Source organism: Hymenobacter sp. IS2118 (assembly GCF_000715495.1).
GTDB lineage: Bacteria > Bacteroidota > Bacteroidia > Cytophagales > Hymenobacteraceae > Hymenobacter.
On sequence record NZ_JNLX01000140.1, the window covers coordinates 1 to 12,435 of the forward strand.

Genomic DNA, 12,435 nt, shown 5'->3' on the forward strand with positions numbered 1-12,435 from the left:
ACTGATGTTACGCAGCCATTTTGGTTAACGCGTAGTGCATGGCTTTGAGTCCGCGCAAATAAAGTTGGGCTTTGAGGCGAAAATGACCAATGCCTAATTGTCGGGTTATCTTCTCTAACTTGATGTAGGCCAGGATGGAAGAAAAGAAATGATTGGCCTGCGTATCGATGGTTTTCGTAGGCGACTTGCCCATCGACGTGTTTTGCTTGAGCGATTTGTGGTACTCCTCGATTTTCCACCTTTTCTGGTAGATTACCGTCACTTGTTCCCCGGTCAAATTCGTATCGCTGCTCACCAGATATAACACGCCCTGCGAACCGTCCTTATTTGTAAAGACTTGCCGGACCACGAGCACCGCCTCCACGACGCTCCGTAGCCAGACGCGCAAGGGCTGCCCATCCGGGAAAGCCAGCGTATCAAGGGCCTGGAATTCCCCATTGCCGCGCCCCACTTCGCTCAGGGCCACGGTGCGCGAGGTGGGCAGGGCAAAAATAAAGTCGTGGCCCAACGCGCGCACCTGGTTCATGTTCTCAGCCGAGGCATACCAGCTGTCGGCCAGCAGGTAGCCGTAGGCCACTTGCTCTTGGGCCACGCGCAACATGGCGCGGAGCATCTCGTTTTTCGTCAGCGGGCTTTTCTGACTCACTTTCTGGGTTTTAGGGTCGGTTACGGCCTGCGTTTTCTCCACCAGCTCCACGGCAATCGGCACGGCGAGCGAACCGGCCACATAGAGCAGGCTCACGAAATTGAGCCCCTTCACGTACCGCCCCAGGCTATGGTCGTAATGGGTACAGAGCAGGGCATTGGCATCGGTGTGGGCCTTCTCCAAAATAGAATCATCGACGATAAGAACAGCAAAATCGGCTGCTTCCAACGTCCGCTCGGTTTGCCGAATCAGCGGTTTGGCATGGCCCCAGACCTGGCGTGAATCCAAGTGTACGCTGCTGAGCCAGCGCGTCACCTGGTCGTGACTAAGCTGCCCATCGAACAGGCGTGAGAGGCCCGTAGCCGAAGTTTGGCCCGTCGAGCTGATGAGATAATCCGTGTACAAATCCAGGGTGCAGGCCATCGAAAACGGTAGTTAGAACGGAAAAATACTGCGTAACATCAGTTACTAATTATTTACTAAAAGCGGCCGGAGCGGGCGCATCCGGCGGAATGGCGCCGGGCGTGGGCAGCACGGGGCTATCCAGCTCGTCGTCGCTAAAATACGGCGCCAGCCGCTCCTGAATGGTTTCGGGCATGGTGACGGGGCGGCCGGTGGTGGTTTTCACGAACACCATCAGCGTGTGGCCTTCGGTGAGCAGGTCGCCGGCCTCATTATAAATCTCATACTCGAACAGCACGCGGGTGCCTTCGGGCGGCTGACGCAGCAGTAGGCGCACCGTGAGCAGGTCGTCGTAGCGGGCGGGGCGGCGGAAGCGGGTGCGCAGCTCGCCCACCGGCATGCCCACGCCGTCGGCCTCCAAGTCCTTGTAGTTGATGCCCAGCTTGCGGAAGGCTTCGGTGCGGGCCACCTCAAAATATGCCGCGTAGTTGCCGTGGTAGACGTAGCCCATCTGGTCGGTCTCAGCGTAGCGGACCCGGATTTGGATGTCGGAAGTATACATTTTTTACAATGTGGAGGTGTGGAGGAAGTGAAAATGTGCAGAATGTGTAAGAAAATTAAGTGTAACGAAAACTAAGTTTTCATTTTCACATCTCCAATGCAGCACATCTTTCACATTACCGAATTCCTGCCCGATTCAGCGCGGCCTGGTAGCGGCGGGCATTCAGCAGGTGGCCGGTTTCGTTGGTGGCGAAGGCGTGGTAGCCGCTGAAATCTTCCTTAGCGCAGAAATACAGGTAGTTGTTGCTCTCGGGCTTGAGCACCGCGTCGATGCTGGCGATGCTGGGCAGGTTGATGGGGCCGGGCGGCAGGCCGGCGTACATATACGTGTTGTAGGGCGAGTCTTTTTTCAGGTGCACGTTCAGCACGCGCTTGATGCCGAAGTCGCGGTTGGCGTACACCACGGTGGGGTCGGCCTGGAGCTTCATGCCCTTTTTGAGGCGGTTGAGGTACACGCCGGCAATGCGGGGCCGCTCGTCGGCGTGCTGCTGCTGCTCGGCTTCCACAATGCTGGCCAGCGTGCTCACCTGGGCGCGGGTGAGGTCGAGCTTTTCGCGCTGGGCGTCGCGGGTGGGCGTCCAGAACTTCTCGTATTCCTTCTTCATCCGCTGCATCAGGTTGGGCGCCGAAGTATTCCAATACAGCTCGTAGGTATTGGGGATGAACATGCTGAGCACGGTCGTGGTATCAAAACCCAGACTTTGGGTGTAGGCCGGGCTGCTGAGCAGGGAGTCAATTTGGCCGGGTCGGGCATCAATCTGGCTCGATAGCTTGGTGGCTAGCTCGCCCCGCAGCCGCACATTGGTAAACGTGAGCTTGAGCGGCGACTGCAAACCCGCTTTCAATACGTTGATGAGCTGGCGGTTGGTGTAGCCTTCCTTCAGCTCGTAGCGGCCGGGCTTCACATGCTCGGGGTACTTCATCAGCTTGGCCACGAAATGCAGCGACAGCTTGTCGACCACCACGCCGGTGGCGTCGATGGTTTTCAGGGCCGCTTTCCAATCGTCGCCGCGCTGAATGACGACGTACGTCGGCTTGCCCTTGGTTTCAATGTTGGCGGTGAAAAACACCTGGTAGAAATAATAGGAGAAACAGACCAGCGCAAGCGTAAAAATCACACTTACGGTAGCCCAGCGCCGACGACGTTTCAGGGCTTGGTCGCGGCGTTCGAGAACCGACTTTTTGGCAGGCTGGGACATGGGAGGCAATGAGAGAATCGGGGAAGCGGCCTCAAAAGTACGAAGGGCGGCCACCGCGCCGCGTAAGTCGCGCGTTAGTTGCTTCGTTTCGGCCGGCCGTAGTACCTTGCCCGCGCCTTTGGCCACGGCCGGCACTCAACTGCCGTGTCAGGCCACCCAATCCGGTCCTCGCCCGCCGTCACTTTTTCAATCTCTCCCCACTTTCTATGCCCGCCACCCTCCTCCGCATTCACCCCTCAAACCCGCCCCACAGCCGTATTCAGCAAGCCGTTGAGGTGTTGCGCAAAGGCGGCGTCATCATTTATCCGACCGATACCGTATATGGTATCGGCTGCGACGTGACCAATGCCAAGGCCGTTGAAAAAGTGTGCCGCATCAAGAAGCTGTTCCCCGAAAAGGCCAACCTGAGCTTCATCTGCCACGACCTGTCGCACATTTCGGACTACGCCCACGGCATCACTACCTCCACCTACAAGGTCATCAAAAAAGCCCTGCCCGGGCCTTTCACGTTTATTTTTGAAGCCAGCTCCAATGCGCCCCGTTTCGGCGGCACCAAGCGCAAAACGGTCGGCATCCGGGTGCCCGACAACCAGATTATTCTACAGCTGGTGAAAGAATTGGGCAATCCCATCGTGAGCACTTCGGTGCGGGAAGATGAAAACACCATCGACGAGTACGTAACCGACCCGGACCTGATTTTCGAAAAATACCGCCTCCTGGTCGACCTCGTTATCGATGGCGGCTTCGGCGGCAACGTCCCCAGCACCATCATCGACTGCACCAACGATGACTTCGAGCTAATCCGCCAGGGCGCCGGCGACATCGAACAGTATTTGTAGAAGGATTAAGAGTTGGCTGTTGAGTTAATTCTGCCCATAAAAAAAGCCAACCTGCTCAGGTTGGCTTTTTTTGTTGTGGCGGCAGCCAGATTGCGCTCAGTCTACTCAGGACTTACGCACTCAGCCGCTGGCGCCCGTCTCCGACGCGCGGCCTCCTGGCTTGGCGTTTCCAAACGCCGCCGTTCGCACCGTCCTTGTGGTCTTGTTGGGCCCGTGCGTTAGAGACGCGAAACCAGGGGGCAACGCGTCGGAGACGCGCGCCAGCGATTAGGGGCGTACTACTTTCAACACCTAAGCCTCAACCCTTCTCTGGTGTTTCCAGCGGCGGTGCGTCCAGAGGTACTGTTCGGGCGCGGTCCGAATATCGGCCTCCAAGTGGCGCACAAAGGCATCCGTGATGGGAAACGCATTGGCGGGCAGCGGCGTATTGCCGTCGTAGAGTTCGGTGAGTTCGATTTTGTAATAGCCGCGCCGCAGCCGCTTGATGCTGACGTACACAACCGGGCATTTGAACCGGGCCGCAAGGCGGTCGGCACTGGTGTAGAAGCCGGAATCCTGGTTCATAAAGGTGGTCCAGTACGGCCGGTCTTCCGGCCCGGCGGCCTGGTCCGAAAGCAGGCTTACGACGCGCGGCTCGCCCCGGCGCTGCACCATGTCGCGCAAAGTGTCGCGCATGGGAATCAGCCCGGCGCCGGTCCGAGTGCGCAGCTCGTGCATAAAACTCTCAAAAAACGGGTTGCTCAGCGGCTTGTACACGCCATCGACCTCGGCCGAAAGCCAGACCGCGCCGGAGGTGAGTACCCATTCCCAGTTGCCGGCGTGCGACGAAAGCGCCAGCGCCATACGCCCAGCCTGGAAGTGGCGTTCCAACACCTCCGGATTGGGAAAATAAACGCGCCGCTTCAGCTCAGCATCCGACATGTGGGCCAGCTTTATCGTCTCCACCATCACTTGGGCAAAGTGCCGGTAAAAGGCTTTCCCGATGCGGTCAGTCTCCACCGCCGATTTCTCCGGAAAGGACTTGCGCAGGTTCTGCTGCACCACGCGCCAGCGGTAGCGCACCACGTAGGCCAGTAAGAAGTAGAAGCCTTCGGCAATGACGTACAGAACACTGTAGGGCAGGCGGGCCAGCCCAAGAAGCAGCCACCGCAGGGGCTCATATTGCCACGGGTAAGGCAGACGCGGCGCGGCCCGCTGGGCGGTATTGCCCGAAATGGTGCGCTTTCTCATCGGGGCGTAGTGGCACCAGCCGGTGCGTATTCTGCAATGCTGCGCTCGCCAATTACCCGGTGGCCGGCCAGCAGGGTTTTGGTACCGGCCCCTCCATACACCTCAATAAACAGCGTAAACGGCCCATCGGGCAGCGGCCCCAGGGGCAGCTGGCCTACCACGGTGGTTGGCCGCCCGCTGTCGGGCGTGAGGGTGGCATCGGCATCGGCGGCCGACCCGTCGGGCGTGGTGAGATGGTAGTGCACGCGCACGGGCTGCCCGGCGGGAGCATTGTGCAGCTCGGTGTAGAAAAAGATATTTTCGGTACCCCGGCTGTAAACATTGCCGGGGGTGCGGGTGAGCCGGTAGCCGCCCCGCGAAAAATTATCGGTTCCGCCGCTGCGCACGGCCGGCTGGGCCAGCAGCACGATATCGGCCAGGAAAGCAGTGGCTGGGGCCTCCAGCACCAAAGGCTTTTCGACGGTGGTTTGGCCTTCGCCGCTGCGGTATTGGTCGCGCACGGTGCCACGCACGGTGTATTTGCCATCGGGCAGCAGAATTCTCTTCAGAAAGCTCTGCGGGTTTTTGATGGCAATAGACGTATCGCTAAGCACCGGCGGCTTGAGGACAACAACTTCGCGGTAAGCGGGTTTACCATCAGCTTTCAGCACTTCCAGGGTAACGGTAGCTGCTGATTGGAAAGCCCGGGGCGCCCGTTGCCGATAGGTGAGGAACTGCGTGGAGATGGTCACGTAGATTTCGACCTCCGCCCCTTTTTCCACTTTGTTCAGGTTACGGAAACGGGCTACGTCCAGCGTTATGGGCGGGGGGCCGGCCTGGGCCACCGCCGCAGTAGCCCAAAAAAACACGAAGGCAGCAATTGAGAGGAAGAAACGCATGACGTAAAAGTAGCAAGCTGAAAAGCGGCACCACTCAGGGCCCGTTCTTTACCTAAATTCCGTGCCACCCGCCAAATCCTTAAAAATCCGTGATTCTACTCACTGAAATTCAGTATCACCCGCCCGCTGCCCTTTTCGCCGAGCTGCTCCGGGCCGATGGCATCCTGCTGGAAGCCCATGAGCACTACCGCAAACAGACCTACCGCAACCGCTGCCTCATTCGCACGGCACAGGGCGTGCAGCCACTCACCATCCCGGTTATTGATGGCAACCGGGCCGAAAAAGTCAGTATTTCAGCCATTGAGATTGATTACCGACAGAACTGGATTCACCGGCACTGGCGCACGCTGCAAACCGCCTACGGCAACAGCCCGTATTTTGAGTACTACGCCGACTACTTGCATGACATTTACGTAGGTAAACCTAACTTGCTTTTCGAGCTGAATTCACAGTTTTTGCAACTCATGTTGCGCTGTTTTCGCATCACTCTACCGCTGCACCTCACCACCGAGTACCACGCCGAGTACCCGAACAACGCCCTCTCTCCTACCCGCCCACCTTTCCATCCCATCCTCGACCGGCGCGACTGGCTGACACCCAAAACTATTTCCCAAGCACCGGAAACTGACAGTCCGGCAGCTTCTACCCTGGTCCGGCCGTACCCCCAGGTATTTGGCCCAGGTTTTGAGCCAGGGCTGAGCGTGCTGGACCTGCTGTTCTCGCAGGGCCCGGCCGCCCGGCAGTTTTTTTTAATGTGAGGTAAGCTTTAGCTTGCCGTCCGACACGACGCCAGTTCGACCCTTTTCGAACGGCATTGGTCCCACGGCAAGCTAAAGCTTACCACACCTTGCCCGAACCTTCGCCCGAGACTGCTTGTTTTCAAGCCACATCGGCCCAACCCGTACTTCGTGTATTCGCCCGACGCGGGGCTATTTGATTTTTCACTACGTTTATTGGCATGGAAGCTAAATTCTCAAACCGCGTTAAAGAGGTTATTTCCCTCAGTCGGGAAGAGGCCATCCGGCTTGGACACGACTACATTGGCACCGAGCACCTGCTGCTCGGTATGATTCGCGAGGCGGAGGGCACGGCCCTCGGCCTGTTGCGCAAGCTGGGCGTGAGCATCGACGAACTAAAGTTCTCGTTGGAGCAGGCCACGCGCAACACCGCGACGCAGGGCACCAGCATCACCGGCTCGATTCCGCTCACCAAGCAGACCGAGAAGGTGTTGAAAATAACCTATTTGGAGGCTAAAATCTTCAAATCCGAAATCATCGGCACCGAACACCTGCTGTTGTCTATCCTGCGGGACGAAGACAATATTTCTTCTCAAATTCTCTCCAAGTTTAACGTGAACTACGAAACTGTGCGCGACTCGCTGGATTACCACGGCAATGCCTCGCCGAGCCCCAAAGCCGGCCCCGATACCGACGACGACGACAACGACAAGCTCTTTGGCTCCTCCGGCCCCGGTGGGCGTGGCAGTGCCGGCAGCGCTGGTACCACCAAAAAGCCCGGCGAAAAATCGCGCACTCCGGTGCTCGACAATTTCGGCCGCGACCTCACCAAAATGGCCGAGGACGACAAGCTGGACCCCATTGTGGGCCGCGAAAAGGAGATTGAGCGTGTAGCTCAAATCCTAAGCCGCCGCAAAAAGAACAACCCCATTCTAATTGGTGAGCCTGGCGTGGGCAAAACGGCCATCGCCGAAGGCCTCGCCCTGCGCATCATCCAGAAAAAGGTGAGCCGCGTGCTGTTCAACAAGCGCGTTGTGACCCTGGATTTGGCTTCGCTGGTGGCTGGCACCAAGTACCGCGGCCAGTTTGAGGAGCGCATGAAGGCCGTGATGAACGAGCTGGAGAAGTCGCCCGACGTGATTCTGTTCATCGACGAGCTGCACACCATTGTGGGCGCCGGCGGTGCTTCGGGCTCGCTCGATGCTTCCAATATGTTTAAGCCTGCCTTGGCGCGGGGCGAGATTCAATGCATCGGCGCCACCACGCTGGACGAATACCGCCAGTACATTGAGAAGGACGGCGCCTTGGCCCGTCGTTTCCAAATGGTGATGGTGGACCCCACCACGCCCGAGGAAACCATCGAAATCCTGCACAACATCAAGGACAAGTACCAGGACCACCACCACGTGGTGTACACCGACAAGGCCATTGAGCAGTGCGTGATGCTGAGCGACCGCTACATGAGCGACCGTTTCCTGCCGGACAAAGCCATCGATATTCTCGACGAGGCCGGTGCCCGTGTGCACATCAACAACATCGTAGTGCCCGAAGATATTCTCACGCTCGAAGAGCAGATTGAGAACATCAAGGGCGAGAAAAACCGCGTGGTGAAATCGCAGAAGTACGAGGAAGCCGCCAAGCTTCGCGACACCGAGAAGAAGCTCTTGGACCAACTCGAAACGGCTAAAAAGAGCTGGGAAGAGGAAACCAAGAAGAAGCGCTACACGGTGAAAGAGGAGAACGTGGCCGAGGTAATCGCCATGATGACCGGCATCCCCGTTTCGCGCGTGGCCCAGAATGAAAGCCAGAAACTCCTCAACATGAACGAGGAGCTGCAGGGCAAAGTAATTGGCCAGGATAAAGCCATTAAGCAGCTTGTGAAGGCCATCCAGCGCACCCGCGTGGGCCTGAAAGACCCCAAGAAGCCCATTGGTTCGTTCGTGTTCCTGGGCCCGACGGGCGTGGGCAAGACCGAGTTGGCCAAGGTGCTGGCCTCCTACCTCTTCGACAAGGAAGACGCGCTGGTACGCGTGGATATGTCGGAGTACATGGAGAAGTTCAGCGTGTCGCGCCTGGTGGGCGCGCCTCCTGGCTACGTGGGCTACGAAGAAGGCGGCCAGCTGACGGAGAAAATCCGCCGCAAGCCGTACTCGGTTATCCTGCTCGACGAAATTGAGAAGGCGCACCCGGACGTGTACAACTTGCTGCTGCAGGTGTTGGACGACGGCATTCTGACCGACGGCCTGGGCCGCAAGGTGGACTTCCGCAACACCATCATCATCATGACCTCCAACATTGGAGCGCGTGACTTGCAGGACTTCGGCGCGGGCATCGGATTCGGCACCAAAGCCCGTGAGGCCAACATGGACGAGCTGACCAAGGGCACCATCACCAACGCCCTGAAAAAGACGTTCTCGCCCGAATTCCTTAACCGCTTGGATGACGTCATCGTCTTCAACTCGCTAGACAAAAAGGACATCCACAAAATCATCGACATCAGCCTGGCCAAGCTCCTCTCGCGGGTGCAGGCGCTGGGCTACCGAGTCGAACTGACGGAAGCTGCCAAGGATTTTGTGTCGGAGAAAGGCTACGACCCCAAGTACGGCGCCCGTCCGCTGAACCGTGCCATCCAGAAGTACATCGAAGACCCGATTGCGGAGGAAATCCTCAAGGCGCAGGTGATACAGGGCGACATCATTACGGCCGATTACGCCGAAGGTGCCGAGGAGCTGACCTTTGCCGTCAGCAAAAGCGGCGAAATTCAGAACCTCACCAGTGATGAGCGTCCTGCTGACAAGCCGGAATCGCCCGATGCGGACGCGAAGAAGTAACGCGCAGCACCTAACATAACTTGTGCAAAACTAAAAAACCGGTTTCCGAAAGGGAGTCGGTTTTTTTGTTGCATCCCTGTTAACTTGCTAGCCGTTTCTACATTCCGTTGCCGCGCTTACAAAAAACCCCAGGCCCTTTATGAATTTCTTGCAAAGAGCCGCCCTCACAGGTGCTGGCGCGGCCCTCACCAGCGTAGCGCTGGCACAATCGGCACCGGTTGCGGCCATCAAGCCCAAGGTGTTTACCAATTTCGGCATCACCCGAACTGATAATTACTACTGGCTCAACCAGCCCACGGACCCTGCGGTGTTGAGTTACCTCACCGCCGAAAACACGTATTGCGACAAGCAGTTGGCCGGCACCAAAACGCTGCAACAGAAGCTGGTGGCCGAAATAAAAGCCCGTATCAAGCAGGAAGACGCCACGGTGCCTTACCGCGACAATGGCTACCTGTACTACTCGCGCTTTGAGTTCGGAGGCGAGTTTCCGGTGTATTGCCGGAAGCTGGGCAGCTCGGTCGGAAACGAAGAAATATTCCTCAATGCCGATGAGCTGAGCACAGGCCGGCCCTATTTCCAAATCGGCGACTGGGCCGTGAGCGACAACAACCAGCTGCTGGCCTACACCGCCGACACCGTGAGCCGGCGCCTGTACACGCTCCGTTTCAAGAACCTGGCCACGGGCACGCTCTTTCCCGAGCGCATTGCCAACACCGGCGGCGAAGTGGTGTGGGCCGCCGACAACAAGACGGTGTTCTACACCAAAAAGGATGTGACCACGCTGCTACCCTACCAAGTATACCGCCACACCATCGGCACCGACCCCAAGGGCGATGTGCTGATTCATGAGGAACGCGACAACACATTTAACCTGGCCGTGACTCGTTCCAAGTCGAAGAAATTCATTGGCATTGTGCTCACCAGCTCGCTGTCTTCGGAGTACCGCTACCTCGACGCCGCCACGCCAACGGCCCCGTTCAAAACGTTTTTGCGGCGGGAGAAGGACCACCTTTACACCGTAGAGCATCTGGACGATAAATTCTACGTGCGCAGCAACTGGCAGGCGCCCAACTATCGCATGATGGTGACGCCCGTGGCCAACACGTCCAAAGCCATGTGGCGCGATGCCATCACCCGGCACCCGGAAATTTTCCTCGACAACTTCGAACTGTTTCGGGAATACCTCGTGCTGAATGAGCGCAAGGGCGGCCTGCGCCAATTGCGGGTAGTCAGTCTTAAAGATAAGCAGGAGCATTACCTGTCTTTCGACGAGCCGGCCTACACCGCCACCGTGGGCGTGAACGCGGAAATGGACACGCCCCTGCTGCGCTACAACTATACGTCGCTGACCACGCCGGCATCCACGTTTGAGTACGACATGAGCACGCGCACCGGAACGCTGCTGAAGGAGCAGCCCGTGCAGGGCGGCTTTAACAAACGCGACTACGTAACGGAGCGGATATTTGTAAAGTCGCGCGATAACGTCTTCATTCCCATGTCCATCGTGTACAAGAAGGGCACAAAGCTGGACGGCAGCGCGCCACTTTTGCAGTACGCGTACGGCTCCTACGGTTTCTCGCAAGACCCTACCTTCAGCGCGGCCCGCCTGAGCTTGCTCAACCGCGGCTTTGTTTACGCGCTGTGCAATATTCGGGGCGGGCAGGAAATGGGCCGCCAGTGGTTTGAGAATGGCCGGATGCTGAATAAAATCAACAGTTTCAACGACTTTATCGACTGCTCGCTGTACCTCACCAAAAAGCGCGACGCCAAAGTAGCCACCGACAAAAGCAAGCAGCAGCAACAACAGTACACATCCCCCGAAAAGCTATTCGCTATGGGCGGCAGCGCCGGGGGCCTGCTCATGGGCGCGGTGATGAATATGCGGCCCGACCTTTACAAAGGCGTGATCGCGGCCGTGCCCTTCGTGGATGTGGTCACCACGATGTCGGACCCCAGCATTCCGCTCACCACCAGCGAATACGACCAGTGGGGCAACCCGGCCGACGAAGACTACTTCAACTACATGCTTTCGTACTCGCCCTACGACAACGTAACGGAGCAGGCCTACCCCAACGTTCTCGTCACTACCGGCTTACACGATTCGCAGGTGCAGTACTACGAACCCGCCAAATGGGTGGCCAAGCTGCGCGCCTTGAAAACCGACAAGAATCAGCTGCTGCTGCACACCGACATGAGCGCCGGCCACGGCGGCGCGTCGGGCCGTTTCAAGTCCATCAACGACACAGCGCGGCAATACGCTTTTATGCTGCAACTACTCGGCAAAAACCTGTAGCGTTTCTGCCATCATTACTTCTCCACGAAACATCGTACTGGGCGAGGAATTAACGCTAGGGCGTGAGGACAATAAGAAATCAGCTATATGTTTACTGCTTATTTACTTTTCAGCATGCGCCGTCACGAAATTTCTGATGCTACCTGGGCCCTGGTTGCCCCGCACCTCTCCGGCAAGGCCGCCGATGGCGGGGCGACGGCCGTCGATAACCGGCTGTTTTTCAACGCTGTGGTGTGGATAATGCGCACCGGCTGCCCGTGGGCCGACCTGCCCGAACGCTTCGGCAAGTCCGACACGGCCCGCAAACGCTTCCGCCGGCTGGCCGAAAAAGGCGTCTGGCGCCGCCTTTTCCAGGTCGTCCAAGCGCCGGAGCTGGACTGGGTGCTGCTCGACTCGACCATCGTGCGGGCGCACCAGCACGCGGCGGGCCAAAAAAAAGCGACGCTCAGACCGAGTGCCTCGGCCGCAGCCGGGGCGGGATGAGCACCAAAATTCACGCCTGCGTCGAGTCGCTGGGCAACGCGGTGCGCCTGCTCGCCACCCCCGGCCAGGCCGGCGACAGCCCGCAGGCGCTGCCCCTGCTCGACGGCCTCGACGTGGGCCAGGTAGTGGCCGACACGGCCTACGACAGCGACCAAACCCGCGCCTATTGCGCTCAACGCGGTATTCAAGCCGTCATCCCCAGCCACCCCAACCGCACCCAACCGCTGCCCCTGGACGAGAATGCCTACCGCGACCGCAACAAAATCGAACGCTTTTTCGGACGCATGAAGCAGTATCGCCGCTTGGCCACCCGCTACGAGAAGACCATCGTTTCCT

The 12,435-nt window shown here is 58.3% G+C and carries 9 protein-coding genes and 1 pseudogene; 5 read left to right on the forward strand and 5 right to left on the reverse strand.

Features of this window, described 5'->3' with window-relative positions:
• Positions 1-7: 7 nt before the first annotated feature.
• The 3 genes from GM79_RS13340 to mltG all read right to left on the reverse strand — a co-directional run bounded on the left by GM79_RS13340 (position 8) and on the right by mltG (position 2,808).
• On the reverse strand, positions 8-1,069 hold the full coding sequence (locus tag GM79_RS13340) for a transposase (RefSeq protein WP_035562095.1): 1,062 nt from the start codon (positions 1,067-1,069) through the stop codon (positions 8-10).
• A gap of 49 nt (positions 1,070-1,118) precedes the next feature.
• Positions 1,119-1,610 carry an acyl-CoA thioesterase gene (locus GM79_RS13345; RefSeq protein WP_035564677.1) on the reverse strand — a complete coding sequence of 164 codons (492 nt, stop codon included), beginning with the start codon at positions 1,608-1,610 and terminating at the stop codon, positions 1,119-1,121.
• A 115-nt stretch (positions 1,611-1,725) separates the two neighbouring features.
• On the reverse strand, positions 1,726-2,808 hold the full coding sequence (gene mltG, locus GM79_RS13350; protein ID WP_051718876.1) for an endolytic transglycosylase MltG: 1,083 nt from the start codon (positions 2,806-2,808) through the stop codon (positions 1,726-1,728).
• Positions 2,809-3,014: 206 nt separating this feature from the next.
• On the opposite strand from mltG, the gene GM79_RS13355 reads away from it, so the two are divergent.
• Entirely contained in the window at positions 3,015-3,647 is a 633-nt protein-coding gene (locus GM79_RS13355; RefSeq protein WP_035564680.1) for an L-threonylcarbamoyladenylate synthase, read from the forward strand.
• Between the two features lie 291 nt (positions 3,648-3,938).
• Here the strand turns inward: GM79_RS13355 and GM79_RS13360 are convergent, their stop codons facing one another.
• Positions 3,939-4,877, reverse strand: a complete 939-nt coding sequence (locus GM79_RS13360; protein WP_081867754.1) for a lysophospholipid acyltransferase family protein — start codon at positions 4,875-4,877, stop codon at positions 3,939-3,941.
• Positions 4,874-5,755 (reverse strand): hypothetical protein, encoded by an 882-nt coding sequence (locus tag GM79_RS23140; protein WP_051718877.1) that lies wholly within the window; start codon positions 5,753-5,755, stop codon positions 4,874-4,876. The genes GM79_RS13360 and GM79_RS23140 overlap by 4 nt, the downstream gene beginning before the upstream one ends.
• Positions 5,756-5,844: 89 nt before the next feature.
• Here GM79_RS23140 and GM79_RS13375 point away from each other — a divergent pair, with 89 nt between their 5' ends.
• From GM79_RS13375 to GM79_RS24940, 4 genes and pseudogenes are all read left to right on the forward strand, one after another.
• Positions 5,845-6,513: a WbqC family protein gene (locus tag GM79_RS13375; RefSeq protein WP_051718878.1), complete on the forward strand. Its 669-nt coding sequence runs from the start codon at positions 5,845-5,847 to the stop codon at positions 6,511-6,513.
• A gap of 200 nt (positions 6,514-6,713) precedes the next feature.
• Positions 6,714-9,323, forward strand: a complete 2,610-nt coding sequence (locus GM79_RS13380; protein ID WP_035564685.1) for an ATP-dependent Clp protease ATP-binding subunit — start codon at positions 6,714-6,716, stop codon at positions 9,321-9,323.
• A 139-nt stretch (positions 9,324-9,462) separates the two neighbouring features.
• A complete protein-coding gene (locus GM79_RS13385; RefSeq protein ID WP_081867755.1) occupies positions 9,463-11,616 on the forward strand; it encodes a S9 family peptidase in 2,154 nt (717 codons plus the stop codon).
• A gap of 114 nt (positions 11,617-11,730) precedes the next feature.
• A pseudogene (locus GM79_RS24940) lies at positions 11,731-12,435 on the forward strand (IS5 family transposase); the annotation flags it as partial.

Excerpts from the sequence above, each read along its gene's own strand:
- GM79_RS13340 (WP_035562095.1), bottom strand. The coding sequence starts at position 1,069 with ATGGCCTGCACCCTGGATTTGTACACGGATTATCTCATCAGCTCGACG.
- GM79_RS13345 (WP_035564677.1), bottom strand. The coding sequence starts at position 1,610 with ATGTATACTTCCGACATCCAAATCCGGGTCCGCTACGCTGAGACCGAC.
- mltG (WP_051718876.1), bottom strand. The coding sequence starts at position 2,808 with ATGTCCCAGCCTGCCAAAAAGTCGGTTCTCGAACGCCGCGACCAAGCC.
- GM79_RS13355 (WP_035564680.1), top strand. The coding sequence starts at position 3,015 with ATGCCCGCCACCCTCCTCCGCATTCACCCCTCAAACCCGCCCCACAGC.
- GM79_RS13360 (WP_081867754.1), bottom strand. The coding sequence starts at position 4,877 with ATGAGAAAGCGCACCATTTCGGGCAATACCGCCCAGCGGGCCGCGCCG.
- GM79_RS23140 (WP_051718877.1), bottom strand. The coding sequence starts at position 5,755 with ATGCGTTTCTTCCTCTCAATTGCTGCCTTCGTGTTTTTTTGGGCTACT.
- GM79_RS13380 (WP_035564685.1), top strand. The coding sequence starts at position 6,714 with ATGGAAGCTAAATTCTCAAACCGCGTTAAAGAGGTTATTTCCCTCAGT.
- GM79_RS13385 (WP_081867755.1), top strand. The coding sequence starts at position 9,463 with ATGAATTTCTTGCAAAGAGCCGCCCTCACAGGTGCTGGCGCGGCCCTC.